General features: G+C 67.5%; 15 protein-coding genes and 1 pseudogene. 8 read left to right on the top strand and 8 right to left on the bottom strand.

Annotated elements, in window-relative coordinates:
• Positions 1–5 precede the first annotated feature (5 nt).
• Positions 6–1,424: a recombinase family protein gene (locus JM949_RS13655; protein ID WP_203148874.1), complete on the top strand. Its 1,419-nt coding sequence runs from the start codon at positions 6–8 to the stop codon at positions 1,422–1,424.
• A 216-nt stretch (positions 1,425–1,640) separates the two neighbouring features.
• Here JM949_RS13655 and JM949_RS13650 read toward each other — a convergent pair whose 3' ends face one another.
• Positions 1,641–3,050, bottom strand: coding sequence for a replication initiator (locus JM949_RS13650; protein WP_203148873.1), 1,410 nt, complete (start codon positions 3,048–3,050; stop codon positions 1,641–1,643).
• 202 nt (positions 3,051–3,252) lie between these two features.
• Between JM949_RS13650 and JM949_RS13645 the strand changes: the two genes are divergently transcribed.
• Together JM949_RS13645 and JM949_RS13640 are read left to right on the top strand one after the other, a co-directional pair.
• Positions 3,253–4,044, top strand: coding sequence for a hypothetical protein (locus JM949_RS13645; protein WP_203148872.1), 792 nt, complete (start codon positions 3,253–3,255; stop codon positions 4,042–4,044).
• Positions 4,045–4,174: 130 nt separating this feature from the next.
• Positions 4,175–4,513, top strand: coding sequence for a hypothetical protein (locus JM949_RS13640; RefSeq protein WP_203148871.1), 339 nt, complete (start codon positions 4,175–4,177; stop codon positions 4,511–4,513).
• A 34-nt stretch (positions 4,514–4,547) separates the two neighbouring features.
• Here the strand turns inward: JM949_RS13640 and JM949_RS13635 are convergent, their stop codons facing one another.
• From JM949_RS13635 to JM949_RS13625, 3 genes are read right to left on the bottom strand one after another with little or no spacing between them, the layout of a single operon-like run.
• A complete protein-coding gene (locus tag JM949_RS13635; protein ID WP_203148870.1) occupies positions 4,548–6,002 on the bottom strand; it encodes an FtsK/SpoIIIE domain-containing protein in 1,455 nt (484 codons plus the stop codon).
• Positions 6,003–6,049: 47 nt separating this feature from the next.
• Positions 6,050–6,346 carry a hypothetical protein gene (locus JM949_RS13630; protein WP_203148869.1) on the bottom strand — a complete coding sequence of 99 codons (297 nt, stop codon included), beginning with the start codon at positions 6,344–6,346 and terminating at the stop codon, positions 6,050–6,052.
• Complete coding sequence (locus JM949_RS13625) at positions 6,343–6,735, bottom strand: hypothetical protein (RefSeq protein ID WP_203148868.1); 393 nt, start codon at positions 6,733–6,735, stop codon at positions 6,343–6,345. The genes JM949_RS13630 and JM949_RS13625 overlap by 4 nt, the downstream gene beginning before the upstream one ends.
• Positions 6,736–8,123: 1,388 nt before the next feature.
• Between JM949_RS13625 and JM949_RS13620 the strand changes: the two genes are divergently transcribed.
• The gene (locus JM949_RS13620) at positions 8,124–9,179 is read left to right on the top strand and encodes a hypothetical protein (RefSeq protein ID WP_203148867.1); all 1,056 of its coding nucleotides are present in this window, start codon (positions 8,124–8,126) and stop codon (positions 9,177–9,179) included.
• A gap of 56 nt (positions 9,180–9,235) precedes the next feature.
• On the opposite strand, the gene JM949_RS13615 is transcribed toward JM949_RS13620, so the two are convergent.
• On the bottom strand, positions 9,236–9,856 hold the full coding sequence (locus JM949_RS13615) for a hypothetical protein (protein ID WP_203148866.1): 621 nt from the start codon (positions 9,854–9,856) through the stop codon (positions 9,236–9,238).
• 533 nt (positions 9,857–10,389) lie between these two features.
• On the opposite strand from JM949_RS13615, the gene JM949_RS13610 reads away from it, so the two are divergent.
• Positions 10,390–11,787: a UDP-N-acetylmuramoyl-tripeptide--D-alanyl-D-alanine ligase gene (locus JM949_RS13610; RefSeq protein ID WP_203148865.1), complete on the top strand. Its 1,398-nt coding sequence runs from the start codon at positions 10,390–10,392 to the stop codon at positions 11,785–11,787.
• Between the two features lie 3 nt (positions 11,788–11,790).
• On the opposite strand, the gene murC is transcribed toward JM949_RS13610, so the two are convergent.
• Both murC and JM949_RS39705 read right to left on the bottom strand, forming a co-directional pair.
• On the bottom strand, positions 11,791–13,518 hold the full coding sequence (murC, locus tag JM949_RS13605; RefSeq protein WP_309232151.1) for a UDP-N-acetylmuramate--L-alanine ligase: 1,728 nt from the start codon (positions 13,516–13,518) through the stop codon (positions 11,791–11,793).
• A gap of 84 nt (positions 13,519–13,602) precedes the next feature.
• Positions 13,603–14,097 (bottom strand): helix-turn-helix domain-containing protein, encoded by a 495-nt coding sequence (locus JM949_RS39705; RefSeq protein ID WP_407664766.1) that lies wholly within the window; start codon positions 14,095–14,097, stop codon positions 13,603–13,605.
• 511 nt (positions 14,098–14,608) lie between these two features.
• On the opposite strand from JM949_RS39705, the gene JM949_RS13595 reads away from it, so the two are divergent.
• Both JM949_RS13595 and JM949_RS13590 read left to right on the top strand, forming a co-directional pair.
• Complete coding sequence (locus JM949_RS13595; protein WP_203148863.1) at positions 14,609–15,820, top strand: helix-turn-helix domain-containing protein; 1,212 nt, start codon at positions 14,609–14,611, stop codon at positions 15,818–15,820.
• Between the two features lie 101 nt (positions 15,821–15,921).
• On the top strand, positions 15,922–16,746 hold the full coding sequence (locus tag JM949_RS13590) for a class I SAM-dependent methyltransferase (RefSeq protein ID WP_203148862.1): 825 nt from the start codon (positions 15,922–15,924) through the stop codon (positions 16,744–16,746).
• Between the two features lie 68 nt (positions 16,747–16,814).
• Here the strand turns inward: JM949_RS13590 and JM949_RS13585 are convergent.
• Positions 16,815–17,336: pseudogene (locus JM949_RS13585) on the bottom strand (class I SAM-dependent methyltransferase); the annotation flags it as partial.
• Between the two features lie 382 nt (positions 17,337–17,718).
• Here JM949_RS13585 and rpsA point away from each other — a divergent pair.
• Positions 17,719–19,227 carry a 30S ribosomal protein S1 gene (gene rpsA / locus JM949_RS13580; protein WP_030337999.1) on the top strand — a complete coding sequence of 503 codons (1,509 nt, stop codon included), beginning with the start codon at positions 17,719–17,721 and terminating at the stop codon, positions 19,225–19,227.
• The last annotated feature ends 419 nt before the right edge of the window (positions 19,228–19,646 follow it).

The raw sequence follows: 19,646 nt of genomic DNA, 5'->3' as shown, positions 1-19,646 counted from the left end.
GACTCATGACGTTGTTGAGCAGCCAGGACCGGCGAGCCGCGATCTGCCTCCGCCTCTCCGACGACCCGCACAAGGGCACCAGCCGCGAGGGTGAGGGCATCGCCCGCCAGGGCGAGGACTGCGAGAGTCACGCGGACTACAACAGTTGGCGGGTGGCACACCGCCTCGTCGACAACGACTCGACCGCGCTTCGCCGCCGGCCCGGCTTCGAGAAGCTGTTGAAGCTCATCGCGTCCGGTGAGATCAACGTGGTGATCGCGTGGTCGAGCGAGCGCCTGCTCAAGACGAAGACGGACGAGTATCGGTTTTACGAGACGTGTCTTACCGCGCCCCACCCCGTAATCGTCTCTTACGCTCGCGGCATGACGTTCGACCTTTCGACGCCGCAGGGGCGAAAGTTCTTCGACAACGCGGCTAGTGACGCCCGGTACGAGACGGAGTTGAAGTCGGAGCGCCAGAAACGCGCGAATCGCCAGCACGCCGAGAAGGGACGCCCCGCCCCCGGTCCCCGGCCCTTCGGCTACGAGCCGGACCGTGTGACGCTGCGCGACAAGGAGGCCAAGGCCGCGAAGGCCGTTTACCGTGCGATTCTTGCCAAGAGCAACCTCGCGTCACAGGTCCGAGCGTTGAACGATGCTGGGCTACGCACCGGACAGGGGAACCTGTGGCGGACGGAGACGCTACGCAAGTGGCTTACCAGCCCGCGCAATGCCGGCTTGCGCTCGCACCTTGGCGAGGTGGTTACAAAGGCCGGCTGGCCGGGCCTGGTGGACGAGGCGACATGGCGGGCAGTCAAGGCGATCCTGGAGAACCCGGCGCGCAAGAAGACGGGCAAGTCCGCCAAGGGGATGAATACCGGGTGCGCCCGCTGTGGTGTCTGTGGCGAGACGGTCAACATGAGCGGCCAGTCGAAGACCGGGGCGAAGAACTACACCTGTCGCACAGGGAAGCACGTCAGCAGGGCTGTAGAGCCGGTGGACGAGCTGGTGAGTGATGTCGTGATCGCCATCATCGAACGAGATGGCGCTGATCTGCTGGTCGACCACGACCGCCCGGATCTAGACGCGCTCGGCGAAGAGTTGGAAGCGACGCGGATGCTGCTCAAGCAACTCGGGATTGACTTCGCCAAGAAGCGCATCCCAAGGTCAACGATGCTTGCCGGCACCGAGGCCGCCGAGGCGGACATTGCCGAGATCGAGGCCAAGATGGCGGACGCCGGCAGGGTAGATGTTCTCGGCCCAGCCGTTGCCGCTCCGAACGTGCGGGAGTGGTGGTACTCCGACGAGGTGACCAACGACCAGCGCCGCGCGATTATCACCACGCTTATGGATGTCGCCATCCTGCCGGCGGTCCGAGGACGGAAGGGCTTTGACCCGGAGACAGTGCGGATCACGCCGAAGGAATCGGCCAGGCGAGCGAGCTAAGCCCGCCTCTCGGCAGCATGACCAAGCTAGGCCAGTCATGCTGCCGTGGCGTCCGATCTCCGGATAAGCAGAGCAAGCGTCGAGCGTTGCTCCTCCGTCAGTGGCGGCCACCCGTCAAGTAGTTTGCGCACGTGCTCGGCGCGGCGCGGCTCCTTACTGCCGGCCAGCTTTACAGCGGCAGTATCGGTTCGGCGCTTGGTCCGGGCCGATGCAGTGTCACGGCCCATCGCGCTTACCCCCCGGATCGGCATCGCGTGCCGCTTCCCGAGCGGTCTGGAGGTCGTCGGCGATGGCGTCGGCGAACATGGCTTGGCCGGCGGTGTAGCCGTTGCCGGTGTAGGTCCATCGCTTGTCGGTCATGGCGTCCGGGTCGTCGGGTAGCAGTTCGTCGGCTTGGTCGCGGCGGTGTTCTTCTCGGGCGGCGCGAAGTGCGGTGTAGGTGGTGGAGTAGGCGCGGCTTTTGCTGGCGATGTGGCCTCGGTAGCCGAGTTGGTGTGCCCAGCGGCGCAGGTTGAGCGCCTTGTGTTCTGGCCGACCGCCGAGGGTCCAGCAGGTGCGGATGAGGATGCGGGCGTGGTCCGTCACGGGGAGGACTGAGATGGTGATCGCGTCGCGGATGGGCCGATCCACGGTGATGCCGGCGACATCAGGCTTGGTGACGTACTTCGCGATGTAGGAAGCCACGGCGCGTTCGGTGAGGTCGTCGTTGCCGTGGCCGGGCAGGATGGGTCGGATGTCGAGTTGGGCACCGAACCGCAAGATGGTTTCGGTGCCGGCCACGGCCAGATGGACCCGCCGGGTGGCGGTACGGATGGTGTCGGTCAGAAGTCCGATGGTGGCCCACGTCGGGGGCGGGTCTCCTGGACCGTCTGGGCCGTCGAAGCGCATGACAGCGTGGAAGTGGATCGAACCGCGCCGTTGGTACTCCGCAACTTTGGCGTACGCGACTCGGATCGAGTGGCGTGCGGCAGTTCGCGATATTCCCCGAGAGGACGCCAAGGATTCGTACAGGTTGCGATGCAGGCGCTGCCACAGGTCGCGGGTGTGGGCGTTCCACAGCACGGCGGCCGGGTAGTCGTAGCAGTCCCGGCACAGTGGCGACCCGATGAGCGGGTCATCGGCCGCGTGTCGGTCTGGGCAGACCACAGGCCGCCCGTGGGTGCAAACCAGGCCGCCGCCACGACGAGCCGGGCGGCACATGCTATCGGTGGCGTGCCGGTGGACGCGGCCGAAGCTTGGCGCGGTGAAGGTGGCGAATACGCGGGGATGACTGCGCACAGCGTCAGGGACGGACTTGCCGCCCGCGAGCCCCGACACGACGACCTGATACGTGTCGCCCTGGTGGAGACGGGCGCACGGCTCGCAGCGTGATTGCCGGCGATTACCGCAGGCGATGGTGAGCCGGCCGTGTGGCTGCTCGGCCGAGGTGAAGGCGTGCACTAGGCGGCCGGTGGCAGTGTCGAGGGTCAGGGTGTGGCCGACGAGATGCACGGGGTGTTGGCAACCGCCGATATGACGGATGCGCGCTAGCCACGCCCGGAAGTCCGGGTGTGTGGCGGTGGTCAGTATCTCCCGGTCAGTAAACGTCAAATCTTGAAAGTCTTCATTGTGGAAACTTTCGGACACGGGAATCCCTCTTTCGGCAAATCTCGAATCTGGCAATCTCTTGAGTTGTCGGAGTTCGACTCCGACAATCGACGGTCTTACATCTCCGGGCAGCGCAGTCATAGCCTCGGCTAGGCGAGAGGGAGTCTTTCGATTCGGGATCCCGGACTTCCGCCTTGCCCCATCCCCCGATATCGAGGCGGACGGCGAAGGGTCACGCGGTTTGACGCCCGACGCCCGCCAGGAAGAGAAGGCCATGTTCATACGGTTAGCAAGGCTGCTACTCGCGGCAATGCTGGTGATCGTCGGCGGACTCACTGTGAGTGCTGCCCCCGCAGTTGCGGGCTCGATCCCAGTTGCCAACGAGAAGGCGTACACCGAAACGGCGACCACAACCGGGGCCGATCAGTGCTCTAGCCCGCTGAACGCGCGTAAGGGTGCATGGATTTGCCCGGACACGTCGAAGGTGCGGTCCAACGCCGGAACCTGCTCGGCGCTCGGATGCTGGTACTACGTCGCGAACTACTGGGCCGAGTTCAGCGGCGATGGCATCTACGGCTACAACGGCACCACGTTGGGCTATACCGAGTTCTTCATCGACGTACAGTTCAGCGGTGGTTCTTCCACGTCAAAGCCGTTCCAGTTCGAGTCAACGCGCGGCACCAAGCAGGTCCGGGCCTCAGGTGAGCGGCTGTACTTCAGCAGCGCCCACCCCGAGGGCTACCCAGTCAGCGGCGGCGCGACGTACAAGACGTGGAGCGGAGGCCCTTACGGGGCCGGTGCACTGGTCAATGGTTTCGGGTCGGGTGGCTACACCGCCTATGAGGGCACCGTTGCCCATGCTGGCGTCGCTCACCAGTTCGACTGGACAGACCCGTCCAGCTCCTACCCGGGCCGCTGGTACACCTTCATCAAGAGCCCGAAGTTTCACCGCAACTCCGCCGGTGCCTACAACCTGGACAACCCGCCGCAGTTGGGTAGCGCCTGGTACGGCTCCGGATGGAACCCATCCTGACGCACCCGCAGGCGGACACTGCCTGATTGACTGCCCCTAACGGTCGAGCGTCGCGTGATCGAGAAATGATCGCGCGACGCTCGATCCGCTTTGCAGGTTGGAGCGTCAAGCAGTCCGCTAGAATCCGCTCATGGAGCAGTCTCGTCGCCGCACCCAAGCCTTCTACCTACCTGCCGAAGTGCGCGACCGTGAGATCACGCCAGAGCAGGAAACGCCGACCCCCCGTCCCGGACACGGCACCATCTACATTTACAAAAGCCGCGACTTGCAACGACAGATCGTCTGGTCGGCGAAATGGGTAGACGAGCTGCCGGGCAGCCAAACGGCCGGCGTGGAGAACATCGAAGGCAGCCGCAACGACGTTCTCCGGTGGGCTAGGTCCCGTCCAGCAGCGAAACGCGTTATTCCGTCCGCAGAGGAACCCCACTGGACGCCGGCACCAGACAACGACGACGACATTGATTTCTGAGCAATGCCAAGCCAGTCGGTCTGGCTGATCATCTCTACTCGCGCCGCTCTGGTGGAGTGAGGCCGGGCAGGACCGGCGCCAGGTGTGCCGTGCCGGCGATCACGGCCGCCAGATGTTCCGGTGGCAGGTACACCGACCGGGCGCGGATCCACCCGGAGTGCTCGGCGGTGGTGACCGCAACGCCCTTGACCGCCGGGTCGATCTGCTGGGCCGCCTCAACCGCATCGGGGTAGAGGTCGCCTAGCGTCATGTCGGCGGTTTCCGGGTCGTTGACCTGAAGGCAGATCCGCCCGGCGAGTTGGGCGCGTAGCGCGGTCACGCCGGGGCCAAGGTCAGAGCCGACCCGTTGCCCGGCAACGATCACATGCACCCCCAATGCCGCGCCGAGCTGCGCCAGCCGGAGAAGATGGGTCGTCGCACGGAGCGCTTCGTCCTTGTCCGCGCGTGAGGCGACTAGGTACAGCTCGGCCAACTCGTCGACCACGACGATCACCGGCACCGGCCGCACAGGCTCGGGCAGTTGCCAGATGTTGCGTGCCCCGTGTTGGCGGCACAGCCGCATCCGCCGCTGCGTCTCCGCGACGAGTTCGGCCAGGATGTCCGCCGCCTCGGCCCGGTCAGTGGCCAAGGCCGACAGCCGGGGCGCGTGGGGGGCCAACTCCATGCCGCCCTTGCAGTCGATGCCGACCAACGCGACTGGACGCGACGCCCAGCGGGCTACCGCAGCGTTGATGAGCGTCGATTTACCCGACTGCGTGGCCCCGGTGATCAGCCAGTGCGGGAACGTGGCGAGGTCGATCGCCCACCGCTGACCGTCTTCCCGGTGGCCCACCTCGGCCGCCAGGTCCGCCGGCACCGCCACCGCCGCAGTGACCGATTTGGTGATCGCGTCCTGTGGGTCAGAGGCCACCGCGGCCGACCTCTGCGGCGGCTCGATTGTCCAGGCACCGCCACCCGCACCCGCGCGAGGTGATGTGAGAGGGTCGGCTGTAAGGATGGTCAGCCGGACTCGGCCGCGTAGCCTCGCGTCGACCCGCACCGCGTGGACCTGCCAGGCGTGCGCCATTGCCTCAGCGGCGTTGACGAACGGCTCCGGGACCTGCCCGGGGTGCAGCAGGATCACCGCCGTGGCCCCGAACGAACGAGGGCGGATGCGGGTCAGCAGCGGCAGTACAGGCATGATCGGCCTGCCCTTGACCAACAGCGGCCCGAGTTGCCCGGTGGTCGGCCGGTCGGTGCCGGTCAAGTCCGCGTTGAGGCACAGATGCCGCCATGAGTGGCGCATCCGCAGCCGCAGCAGCGGGAACCCGATCAGGTACCAATGCGTCCGGGGTGCCACCCGACGCAGCAGCCGCGAGGTCACGACCAGCGCGACGACGACGGCCACCAGGACCACGGCAACGGTGATGATCGTCGGTAGCCACGCCTGGAGCCGTTCCACCGTGAGCCCGGGGATTCTCGGCGCGAAGTCGGGAATCCACGGGGTCACCGAGGGGGACGGCGCAGGCGTCGGCGGTGGTGCCGATGCCGGCGGCATCACTTGGTCCCCCTTCGGGTCATCGGGTGTTCGGTGGCGTAGTCGGACTCGTCGGCGTAGGTACCGGCCAAGTCCAGGCCGTGCGCCAGGACGGACGCCAGCCACCCGCAGCGCGCCGCCGTCTCCCCGAGGTAGCCGGCCAGCTCCGCGACGAGGCGGGGCCGCTCGGCCGGGGTCGCGGACTCGATCGCGTCGGCCAGATCGGCGACGCCGGAGGCCATGAGCCGGATCACGTCCAGCTCGCTCGTGCCGGGCCGGTCGTTGCCGCACCCGTGAATCAGGTCAGCGGCGCTCATGAGCCGGTCGCCTTACCGCCGCGCTCACGCTGAGGCGCAGTCGGCACCGGAGCCGGACCGGCACCGCCCTCAGTGCGAGGACGAACCGGGTAGACGGACGCGGCCTTGTAGGACAGGCCGTGCCGGCCCTCGATTTCCCACAGCGACACGTCCAACTCGGTCAGGCCGACCGGGCTTCCCTCCGTCACGCCTTCCGGCTCGGCGGAGGTCTGAACATCGATCACCGATGCCTTACGGGTACCGGACCGGCGCACCGCAACCCCGGTCACCCACAGGGCATTGCCGTCACGATCCTTACGGATCACGCCATCAAGGTCAGTCTTGCGTTCCGGCGCAGCCACGCACAGCAGGCCGGACAAGCGGGAAAGATCAACAGGAATGCTGTTCACAACAAGCTCCAAAGACAGTGAGGTTGGTTGGGTCGTGCAGGCCGTACAGGTTGTGCGGTAGTCGGGACAGGGGCAGCGGAGTCGGGCTAACCGGGGCGGGCCGCGACTCCGCACCGCCGGTAGCACGAGGCACAGCCGGATCGACGCGATGTAAGAGCTATGAGTGCGACGGGACACGAAAACCTCCATTAAGGACAGACAGAGCGGTTACGCCTCCATGGGTATGGAGGACGCCTAGCCCGACGCGACCGGACGAGCGGACGCCGGACAGCTCGCAGCCGGCGGGCCACGAGCGGGACGGGCAAGCGGGGACCGGCGCAGACGCCGCGTACCGAGGTTCCAGGCGATTAGGGCCAGGACGACCAGGACGCCAAGGCGAGCAAGGTCAACACCCCGGAGAGTCAAGGTGCGTACGAGTTTCCCTACTTGGTCAAGAAACGGAATCGGCATGACCGATCCCGCGAGAGAGAAGGAAGGGGAAAGGGGCGGGCGGGTCGGGGGCTGCGGCCTTCGGCCGGTCCCCCGCCCCGTCCCAGAGGAAACAGAGCGCACAAAACACCGGAGACGACCAGCAGCACAGCGACCAGACATCAGGACCCCATCGGCGAACCCCGACCACGAGCACGCGCCACCCCGAAGCCATCCACTGCGGACGACGGCAGGAGCCGGCAACGTCCAGCGGCGGCCCACGGGACGCGAGCCGGAACGACAACCGCCACCAGGACGCCAGACGACACGCCCGAACCGCGACCGATCCTGACCGATGCGGCCAACATCAGCCGAGACTCCCAGGCCACAGCCGCCACAAGCGCCGACGACGCCGCCAGGGCCGGTGCCTAGTCAAGGTTTGAGGTGCTGCCGCGCCGGCAAGCCGGCTTGCCCTCGAATAGCCGGGCTCACCAGCGCGAACACTCCCAGGAGCAGCAGGGCGGGAAGCCGGATGCGTGGCGGTCCATGCGAGCCCGAGCCGTTCTCCTTCCCGTGATGGCCGGGCCGTGGCGATGCCGCCGGCTGATCAGTGCCTCTACCTACACAGAAGGGAACGCCCTCACCTAAACCTCACAAGATCCACAACTTGAGTGCGAAGATTTTTTCGACGCACGGTTACGCTGGGGATCAAGGCCAGGCCGGCAGCGGGGGCATCCGGTCCGGCTGTCGGTTGTGGAGCTGGGCGACGACGAGCGTCGCAGCGGGGGGCCGCACAACACCGTGGCACCCACACGCGATCTCTCGTACGCTTGTGCGACTCCCGGCGGTGTCCGCAGCACGCCGGGGCCGCACCCGGGGGTCACCGTCGATCCCGGCTCATCACCGCCGACAGGCGGACCGGCGTGTCCCACCCAGCCCGAGCGACGTGGGGAGGACACGAACTCGTGCCCGATAAGCAGGTGCCCAGAAGGCACACGCGCGGCATCCTCGCCGGCCCGCTGGTCTTCGACGAACCCGACCGGTGGCTACCGGAGGACCCGCGCCCCGCCCGCGACACCCCGCACGAACTGGACCTGATCCCGCTACCGAAGATGCCCCTCGGCATGGTCAGCTACGCCGCCGCTAAATGCATTGTCGGTGTGCCGCGCGGATGGGTCGACGGAACCGACGATCCCAGACCGGCCACGCCCCGCTACGTGCTGCACCGCATCGCCCGCACCACGATCGACGTGCAGACCAAAGACCGGGTATGGCGGCATATCGTGGCCTCCTACCGCGACCACGCCGGCCCGATGCGCAAACAGTGGAGCCTCTACGCCCTCGGCGTCGGCTTCGGCGGCCTCTACGACCGCGCCCGCCGCCTCACCCCGAAAGGCAGCCGCAAGTGGCGGCGCGATGGTGTGCAGATCGATCTCATGATCGAGTTCCTGACCCGGATGCGGGAGACGCACACCCGCGACGGCATCCTGTCGTGGCGCTTCGACGCCAGCCGGCCCAACATCTACCACCGGCTTAGCGGCACCGCCTACGACCGGGTGAGCGGACGCACCGAGCGGCGCAGACGCCAACGCCGCCGCCGCGACGACGAAACCCTCACCGAATACCACACCCGCCTCGCCCGACTCGACGAGGACGACGACAACCGCCTATCCCAACTCGTCCTCATCGGCGACGAGGAGACGATGACGGCGGTGGTTGCCGACCAGCACGGCAGCGCCGGCCCGCAACCCGGCCAGGCCGACGCCAACGACGCCCAAGCCGCCGAGGCCGTGTTAGCCGCCCTCGTGCAACGCTCCGCCGCCGGACCCGCCACCGCGCGCATCGACACCACCAACGCCGAACTTGTCCGCCGCACCTACATCCGCCGGGAACGACTCAAGGACGTCGCCGCCGACCTCGGCATGTCCGCCCACAACGCCTCCCAGCGGCGCAACACCGCCGTCCGGCAGATCACCCGACTCCTACGCGGACGCACCCGTCTCACGCTCACCCAGCAGCCCCGCCGCGACACCTGAACCCGGCAGAGTCCGGCCGCCCGCGAGTGTGCACCCAGCCACGGGCGGCCGGATGGCTACACCGACTCCGCCGACTCCGCCGACTCCGCGTCCTTGTCCCCGCCCCACCCATTGCGGGACGCTACCTCCACGACCCGGCTTACCGATCCGCGCACTAGGTCGCGTTCCTGCGCCGTCTCCTGAATCCAGAAGCAGTGATCCGGCAGCCCGTCCACGCACACCAGGATCGGCCGGACCACCGGAGACACCCGGAACACCAACGACCAGGCAGGCCCGTGCAGCCGCAGCACCACACCACCGCGGCCGGACCCCACCCGCAACGCCGCCCGCCCTTCTCGTTCCAGCACCCCGGCGGCCTCGATGAACGCCTCCCTCGCCCCCGGCGCCTCATCCACGCTCGACGGCCACGCCGCCGACAACACCACGTTCTCGTTGCCGTACCACACACCCGGCTCCGGATCGACCAGGCCGTCAAACAACCGATCCGCCAACGCCCGCCGCGCCCACGCCGCCTCCGACAACCCCGCCGGCTCCACTACCGGCACCGCCGCCGGGAACCTCGGATCATCCACCGGCAGCATCACCATCGCCGTGTCCTCACCGGCCGCCTGCACCTGCCACACCTGCTCATAGATCGCATCGGCCACCGCGTCGTACTGCTCATCCGCCCACGTCACCCACGCCGCCCGCGTCCGTGGCTTCGGCAACAGCCCCCGAGTCGAACGCAACCGCCGATGCACCGCCAACCGCGCTAGCAAGCTTCGGCGACGGACGCGCGAATTGCGGTACATAAACCACAGCTTGGCATACCACCAGTAGCGCTCGCGACAGTAGCTGACGCCGAGTAAAACAAGACCCGCCCCTTACCCGAACAGGTGACCAACCCCAACACCAGCACGACGACCAGCACAGATCGATAAACTCACCGGCATCGGAGCGGCGGGCGGGGTCGGGGGAAAACCGTGCCCGCCGCTCCCACCAAGCACCCGAGCGGCTCCAGGACGGCAGGGTCCGACATCCTGCCGTCCGGCAACGCTTCAGGGTGATGACGGGGCGACGCGCTATTACGGGACCGCCAGCCCACAGCAGCGGATCAGCCGTCGCCCCGTCACCAAAGCATCAAGGAAATACCTCGGCTGTCATTCGGGCGCTGCCGCAGATGGCACGCACACCGCAGCAGATCGCGCGGTAGGTTCAACCCGTGCATCCGATGACCCTGCAAGAGATCACGGCCGTTGTCGGCGGGGCCGTCCACGACGCTCCCGACACGGTGACGATCACCGCCCCGGTCGTGTTCGACAGCCGACGCGTGGAGCCCGGCGGAATGTTCGTAGCACTGCCCGGTGAGCGCGTCGACGGGCACGACTACGCCGCCCAAGCGATCGAGGCCGGCGCGGCGGCCGTGCTGGCGTCACGACCGGTCGGCGTCCCGGCGGTGGTCGTCGAGGACGTGCCCACCGCCTACGGACGCATCGCCCGCGCGGTTGTCGATCGGCTGCCGCACACCACGGTTATCGGTGTGACCGGTTCGGTAGGCAAGACGTCGACCAAAGACATCCTGGCCCAGGTGCTCCCGGTGTTCGGTCCGACCGTCGCTAACCGTGGATCGAACAACAACGAGCTTGGGTTGCCGTACACGGTCACCCGCGCCACTGCCGACACCCGCTATCTCGTGTTGGAGATGGGCGCACGCGGGATCGGGCATGTGGCGTACCTGACGGGGATCGCCCCGCCCACCGTCAGCATCGTTACCCGCGTCGGGCACGCGCACCTTGGCGAGTTCGGATCAGTGGCAAACATCGCCCAAGCCAAGGGCGAGATCGTAGAAGCCCTGCCAGACGCAGGCGACGGCGGATTGGCCGTGCTCAACGCCGACGATGAGTTGGTGGCCGCCATGGCGAGCCGTACCCGCGCCCGCGTGCTCACCTACGGGATCGAGAACCCGGCGGACGTGCGGGCCGAGAACGTGACGTTGGACGAGCTGGGCCGGGCTGGCTTCCGGCTCGTGCACGCTGGCCAGGCCGCCGAGGTGCGGTTGCGCCTGTACGGGTTGCACCAGGCGTCCAACGCGCTTGCCGCCGCGACCGTCGCTCTCGGTCTGGGCCACCCGATCGGGGCAGTAGCCGAGGCCGTGTCGCAAGCCGAGGCCGTGTCACCAGGCCGGATGCAGGTCACCACCCGCGCGGACGGGGTGACGATCATCAACGACGCCTACAACGCCGCACCCGACGCCATGCGCGCCGCACTACGCGCCCTGCACGCCATGACCGGGGACGACCAACGGGCGGTCGCGGTGTTGGGTGAGATGAATGAGTTGGGCGAGCACGCCGCACAGGTGCACCGCGAGATCGGACAGCAGGTAGCCGAGATCGGGGCCGGGTGGCTGGTGGCGATCGGCGCGACGAACGCCGACCAGTACTCGGCTGGGGCCGCCGGCAGCAGCACGGCGGTTGATCGGGCGGCGGACGTGCCGCAGGCGTGGGGGTTGCTGCGCGATGGGCTACGGCCGGGCGATGTCGTGTTGGTGAAGGCATCGAACAGCGCCGGGCTCCTCGCGCTCGCCGACAAGCTGATCGAGGAACCCGGCGCTGTCACCGCCCAGGCGTAGGGATCACACGGACAACGCCACCCCGGAACGCTGGCTCAGGGCGTCCAGGATCGCCGCACCGTAGCCGGTCACGTCACCGGTGCCCATCGTCAGCACCACGTCACCGCGACCAGCCATCCCCCCGACGATCCGCGCGACATGATCCGCGCCAAGCGGCAGGCAGTATTTGCCGTCGCGCAGGTGCGTCACGATGACTGTTGCGTCGGCCGCCGGTCGCCCCTGAGGCACGGTGCCGTGTACGTCGAGCAGCAGGACGTAATCGGCCTTGTCCGCCAGGAGTCGGCCGATCCGCGAACTGAAGGCCAGCACCCGGGCGTGTCCGGACGGCTGGAACACCACGATGACCCGGCCACGAGCCAACGTGCGCGCGGCTTCCAGGTCAGCCGCGATCTCCTTCGGGTGGTCGGCGTAGGAGTCGACCAGCGTCACGCCGGCCCGAGTGTCGACGTGCTCGAAGCGACGGCGAACCCCCGCGAAGGTGCACGCCGCGCCCGCCGCATCGGTGGGGTCCAGGCCCAGGGCCACCGCGCACGACACGGCCGCAACCGCGTTCTCCAGGTGGTGCGCCGCCGGGGTCGGCAGAGTCAGCCGCACCGTCGTCCCGTTCGGCATCCGGACGGTCGCCGAAACGCTCCACCCCTCGGCGTGCACATCGAGCAGACAGATATCGGCCGTACGGCTCCGGCCGTAGCGCAGCACCGTCAGATCAGGTCGCTCATCAGCGATGACCTCGGCGGCCACGTTCGCACCCACGCAGTCAGCGTTCACGATCAAGAACCCGTGAGAAGCGATCCGGCAGCCAAACTCGACGTAGGCACGCATCACCGCGGCGTGGTTGACGAAGTTCTCCGGGTGATCGTCCGTGACGTTGGTGATGACGGCGATCGACGGGCGGAGGAAATGGAACGACCGGTCCGACTCGTCCGCCTCAGCGACCAGCAGCCGGGACCCCCCGAGACGGGCACCAGACAGAGGCCCGGTCACATCGGCCCCGATCAGGTACGTCGGGTCCTCGCCGAGGGTGCGCAGGATGTGGGCCAGGATGCCGGTCGTGGTGGACTTGCCGTGCGAGCCGGACACCGCGACGAGCCGCCGATTGGCGCTGAGCGCGTCGAGGACCTGCGCCCGGTGAACCACCGGGATACCGGCAGCGCGGGCCGCCCCAATCTCCGGTGCGTTTTGGGCAACCGTGGTGTAAACGACGCAGCTCGCGCCGTCCACGTGGGAGGCGTCGTGCCCCAGGTAGATCCGCACGCCCGCAGCGCCCAGGACCGCGAGTGTGGCGCAGTCGTTCAGGTCGCTGCCGCTGACCTCGTGGCCCAGTTCGGCCAACAAACGGGCCAGGCCCGACATCGCCGACCCACCGACACCCACGAAGTGCGGACGGGACAGGTCAATCGGGCCGGTGTAAGCCTCGATCGTCGGGTTACCAGTGATCGTGTCGGTCATGGTGCCGTGTCTCCTTTGATGTGAGAGCTGACGGGTTCCGTGCCGTGAGCTGACGTGCGAGGGGGCCTGCTCCTTCCGACGGGTGCGATTCCTTGCGCGCGGCCAAGCTGACCCCGAGTCACCATCTCGGCCGCGCGAGTCCAATCGATCTGCGTTGGCCCCTCTAACGCCCGAACCAACGCAGTCGGTGGCAGCGAAGGCGCAGTGAAAGTTGGGAAGGAGCCAGAGGGTTCCACCGCCGAGCCTGGCGGTTTCCGCTGCCGCTTCCGTACCGCACGGCACGACGGACAGGCGCAGGGCTTACCGCCAGGAAATCGACGCGAACGATGCGGTCGATGCCGGGGACGAATCAGGTCCGCGTCATCGTCATCCATGGCCGGCTCCATCCCCTTCCGCAGAAGCGGTGGACGAGATCCCGGGGGACCGCAACGAATCAGCCAAGCGGAGTAGTCGTCGCAGGTCGCGGCACACGCACATTGGCGAAGCGTGAGTTAGGCGCTGCCGAACAAGTTCCGTCACTGTCTGTTCCCGCAGGCGATGTGACAGCGCCTCTGTGCGCTCCCACTCCGCTACCAGCAGTCCACCCGCGCCCAACGCCACGTCGCAGGCAATCCAGAACTCATGCGGGGCGAACTGCCGCGCCGTCTCCACATTGGCAACCGTGCTCCGTGACCACCTCACCAGGCGCGCGAGCCTTACCTGAGTGACACCAACACCCTTGCGTGTTGCCGCCAACCGAGCCCCTAACAACCGACGAGCATCCGCCACAATGTCAGGAGTCAGATACTCGGCTGCCGGGTTAGCCTTCACGCGCTCCGCAGCGGCGCGTGACGGTGTGACGGCAGCAGTAGCACTTGGCATGGCGACGGCCTACCGAGCCGGAAGCAGCGCAGGGACGCGCACTCGACGCGCGTTGATCAGCTCAGGCCGGCTTCCTCCAGGTCGCCGCCTGGGTAGACGCAGTGTCCGAGAGAAGACAGTCACCGCCCCTTCCCGCTTGTAGCAGGGACCGGGGGTGTCGCAGGCCAGGCATCGGCCGTTCGCGCTGGATGTGGTGTGCACGTCGAGCGTCCGCTGTGCCTCGGTCAGTTGATCCTCCGCGGAAGCCCCGTAATAGGTGGTGGTAGCGCTCATCCCGTCCCCCTCAGGCGAGCCGGCGCGCTGATCGCCTTAGGGAGGGTGATCCGGCTGGTCAGCAGCCAGGCACACCAACCGCGCGCCTACTCATGATCGACAAAGGTCGCTATTCTGAGGTCGCGGCGGCTGGGATGTCTCGGTTCGCCAGCCGCCGCGACTGGACACAGCGTTGCGAGGCGAACACGCTTGTTGAAGTACCTCGCCGTCTACAACCGTCGACAGTTGGGGTGTTCCTATGGTCGATACCTTCGGGCAAGTGCTGAGATCGATACGTGAGGCAGCGGGCCTCAGTCTTTCGGCGCTGGCAACGCGGACCCGATATCACAAATCAGAGATTGGCCACGTCGAAACTGGCCGCAGGCAAGCAAGTCCTGATTTCGCCGCCGCGTGCGACCGAGAACTAGGAACATCCCCGCTGCTCTCCGTCCTTCTAGAGCTTGGCGATGGACAGGGAGACAACGTGAAGCGACGAGCAATGTTGGCGAGCATCGGCGCGGCAGCAACCATGGGTGGCCTGGGGTTGACCGTCCTTGCCGATCTCGTGCGAGACGGACTACTCGACACCGCCGATGGAAGCGAGGACTGGAACGCCACCATTGAGGCGTATAACAGGCGCTTCGTTACGGAGCCCTCGGCTGAGTTCGGCCGCTCTCTGCTCAGTCAGCTCATGATCGCTCGGCACCAGATCGCAGACCGAGGCAAGACGCCCGAGCGCCTGAGAGCCGTTGCCGAGCTGGGACAGTTGTACGGGTTGTGGCTCGGCAATCAGGGCGACGTGTCGGCTGCCCGCAACTGGTATCGCACGGCAGCTCACCTCGCGGACCGAAGCGAGCACATCCCGACGCGGGTCTACGTCCGGGGTCGCGCTCTGTCACGCGGTATCTACGAGGGCTACACGGTCCAGGAGACAATCAACGGAGTTGACGAAACCCTGAGCCTTTCGACCGTGCCCACTCTCGGCGCTCTTGAGGCGTACTCGGCCCTGGTGCACGTCCACGCCCTTACCGAGAACCTGACCGACGGCCGAAGGGCAGTCGCTGGTATGCGACGAGTGGCGGACGGGCTCTCTGACTCCGAGATGTCGAAAGTGGCTGGCCCGGTCCAGCGAACGGCATCCTTTAATAGCTACCTGGAGTGCCGGATCGGATCGATGAAGGAGGCCGATCGAGCATTCGCCGAAGCCGAGCCGGTGTTGCGTCCGGTGCCGGTCTGGCTGGCGGACGCCAGGATCTACTACGGGCGTGCCATGGTGACGCACGGCGATACGGCCGGCGGTGTGGCATTCGCGCTGGACGCGATCAAGCGACTCCGCCATGACGTCCGCGTCGTGGGAGTAGGCGTAAGTGATCTGCTGTCCGCCGTCCCAGCCGGGCACCGCTCTGACGAACTGGACGAGTTGCGAACCTTCGCCGCCGCCGGTTCGGGTCCTTGGGAGAATCTGGCCTAACCTGACACGTACGCGAATCGGGACGGACTCGAAACGAGCCGTCCCGGTTTCGTTGTCCGACCGGTCGCCATGGAAACCACCCGATCCGTACCGTTACCAGGATGACCGAGCCCCCGTCGTCCCTAGAACCCGTCGTCAGCCGTCGTTCTGTTTCCGGCACCCAGAACAGGGCAGCGAGTCGAAGTTGGTGGGACGCGGACGCGGACGGCTACCAGGAGGCCCACGGACCGTTCCTCGGCGATGTGGATTTGGTCTGGTGCCCTGAAGGTCTGCGCGAAGCAGACGCCCGGCTACTCGGTGACGTGAAGGGCTCGCGGGTGCTGGAGTTAGGGTGCGGCGCGGCTGCCGGCTCCCGGTGGCTGGACGGGCAGGGAGCCGACGTGACGGCCCTGGACCTATCTAGCGGCATGCTGCGCCAAGCACGAAAGGCCGCGAGCCGTTCGGGCGTCTCAGTGCCGCTCGTGCAGGCTGACGCCCTAGCGATGCCGTTCCCGGCCGAAACGTTCGACACGGTGCACACCGCGTTCGGGGCCGTCCCGTTCATCACCGACACCGAAGCCCTCATGCGTGAGGTATTCCGCGTACTGCGCGCAGGCGGGGCGTGGGTCTTTGCCACCTACCACCCGATGCGTTGGGTTTTTCTTGACGAGCCGAGCGAGGCAGGGCTGATGGCTGTCAACTCCTACTTTGACCGCCGTCCGTACGTCGAGCAGGACACGGCAGGCGTGCCCACCTATATCGAGCAGCACCGCACGTTCGGTGATCACGTCCGGAGTCTGACGGCAGCCGGCTTCATTCTTCGTGACGTCCTTGAACCGGAGTGGCCGCCAGGACACGAAGAAGTTTGGGGCCAGTGGAGCCCGATGCGCGGCCGGCTGTTCCCCGGCACCGCCATCTTCATTGCCCGCCGCCCCGCCGCCTCATGACTCAGACCGGGAGAGCGCGGAACCTTTCATTGGCCCCTTGAGCAGGGCGTCATGTTCATGCAAGATCATATCCACTCGATCGGGTGGGTCACCGAGAACACCCACCGCCCGCCGGGCCGCAGCACCCGGTGCACCTCGGCGAGCAGGGCCGCCGAGTCGTCCACGAACGGGATCGCGCCGAACGCGGTGCAGGCGATGTCGAACGACCGGTCGGCGAAGGGCAGGGCGAGCGCGTCGGCCTGCACCAGCGGTACGCGTACCCCGGTGGTGTCGGCGGCCTTGGCGGCGTGCCGCAACATGCCGGCGGACAGGTCGAAGGCGACCGGCCAGGCACCCTGGGTGGCCAGCCACCGGGCGGCGGCGGCCGCGCCGGCGCCCACCTCCAGCACCCGCCGCCCGGACAGGTCGCCGAGCAGCCGGGCGTCGGCCTCGCGCAGTCCCTCCGGGCACCAGACGAAGTCCACGTCGCCCAGGAACCCGCCGTGCTCAGCCTGGTAGTCGTCGGCGTCGGCGTCCCACCAGCCGCGGTTCGCCCGGCGGGCCTCGGCGTCACCCACCCGGCGCCGGGTGACCCGGCTGTCGTCATCCACGCGCCCACGCTAGGCCCCACCGTGGCCGACAGGCGCGCTGGGCGGCCCGACCCGCCGGAGCGCCCGGGGCGGTGCCGGTTGGGGCTGCTGTGACGCAGGAGACAGCAGTGGTGTTTTCCGGGCGATTGTTCGGCTTTCGCAGCTCATCACACGTAGAGAAGCCGGGAGGGCTTGCACGCTGTGGTAATGCGCACGGTAGGCTAGACGATGCGCTCGCGGATCGCGTTGCCTCGGCAGGGAGCAGGTGCGCGGTCGACGGAGCCACATCATGATCTCACTAGGCGATCGTTCGGTGTGCCCGGCGACGGATCCGCTGGCGCGAACAGGTCACTGCGACACACCAGCCTGCTGTGACAACCCACCGACCGGAGCAACCGCCCACATGACGAGCAGCATCGAGGCCCCCTCGAGCGCCACCCGGGTCACCCACGACGATCTCGGTTCCGAGGAGGCTTTCCTCGCCGCGATCGACGAGACCATCAAGTACTTCAACGACGGCGACATTGTCGAAGGCACCGTCGTCAAGGTCGATCGGGACGAGGTCCTGCTCGACATCGGCTACAAGACCGAGGGCGTCATCCCCTCTCGGGAGTTGTCGATCAAGCACGACGTGGACCCCGCCGAGGTTGTGACGGTTGGTGACCACATCGAGGCCCTGGTTCTCCAGAAGGAGGACAAGGAGGGTCGTCTGATCCTCTCCAAGAAGCGGGCACAGTACGAGCGGGCCTGGGGCACGATCGAGAAGATCAAGGACGAGGACGGCGTCGTCCGCGGTTCGGTCATCGAGGTGGTCAAGGGCGGCCTCATCCTCGACATCGGGCTGCGCGGCTTCCTGCCCGCCTCCCTGGTCGAGATGCGTCGTGTGCGCGACCTGCAGCCGTACGTCGGGCGGGAGCTCGAGGCCAAGATCATCGAGCTGGACAAGAACCGCAACAACGTGGTCCTGTCCCGCCGGGCCTGGCTGGAGCAGACGCAGTCCGAGGTGCGCACCGAGTTCCTCAACAAGCTGCAGAAGGGCCAGGTCCGCAAGGGCGTCGTGTCCTCGATCGTCAACTTCGGCGCCTTCGTGGACCTCGGCGGCGTCGACGGTCTGGTGCACGTCTCCGAGCTGTCCTGGAAGCACATCGACCACCCGTCCGAGGTCGTCGAGGTGGGCCAGGAGGTCGAGGTCGAGGTCCTGGACGTCGACCTGGACCGCGAGCGGGTCTCGCTGTCGCTGAAGGCGACCCAGGAGGACCCGTGGCGGCAGTTCGCCCGCACCCACGCGATCCAGCAGATCGTGCCGGGTAAGGTCACCAAGCTGGTTCCGTTCGGTGCGTTCGTCCGGGTGGACGACGGCATCGAGGGTCTGGTCCACATCTCCGAGCTGGCCGAGCGCCACGTGGAGATCCCGGAGCAGGTCGTCCAGGTCGGCTCCGAGGTCATGGTCAAGGTCATCGACATCGACCTGGAGCGTCGCCGGATCTCGCTGTCGCTCAAGCAGGCCAACGAGGGCTTCGTCGAGGGCGAGGAGCACTTCGACCCGACCCTCTACGGCATGGCCGCGACGTACGACACCGAGGGCAACTACATCTACCCGGAGGGCTTCGACCCGGAGACGGGCGAGTGGCTCGAGGGGTACGACAAGCAGCGCGAGACCTGGGAGAACCAGTACGCCGAGGCGCGTCTGCGCTGGGAGGCCCACACCAAGCAGGTGCAGACCTCTCGGGCCGCCGACGCCGAGGCTGCTGCCAACCCGACTCCGGTCGTCCCGGCCGCTGCCGGTGGCGGCGGTGGCACCACCTCCTCGTCCAGCCCGGCCCCGAGCCGGCAGGCCGAGGAGCCGGCCGGCACCCTGGCCACCGACGAGGCGCTCGCCGCACTGCGGGAGAAGCTCGCCGGCGGTAAGTGACCCGCTGACGACGACAGGCCCCGTCTCCCGCGATCTTCGGATCGCCGGGGGCGGGGCCTTCGCCGTACCCGAAACGTGGTCCTGCGGCCTACTCCCCGCCGGTCGCGCGTCCGGCTGACCGGCGCGCGCGGGATGTGGTCCGGTTGTTCGCGGAGGTGCGGCCTGGGCGGCGCGCGGGCTGCGATCTGGTTGTTCGCGATGATCAACTCGGCGTCCTCGCTAACGCGGTGTCGGGGCGGTGTGGAAGGGCCCGACGTCAAGAACGTCGAGTCGATCATGGTGACGAGGCGGGGTCGGCGGCGTGCCGAGCGCCAAGATCGCGCTCAATCCAGGATCGAGGGGCCTCCGGCGCTAGACCAGACCACCACATCCAGGATCGAGCACGATCTTGGCGCGGGGCGCGGGGCGCGGGGCGCGGG

Origin of the sequence: Micromonospora tarensis (genome assembly GCF_016803395.1) — a bacterium.
GTDB classification, from domain to species: Bacteria; Actinomycetota; Actinomycetes; order Mycobacteriales; family Micromonosporaceae; genus Micromonospora; species Micromonospora tarensis.
Note: the sequence above shows the minus strand (reverse complement) of the source record. Positions and strands in the feature narration are given on the sequence as shown.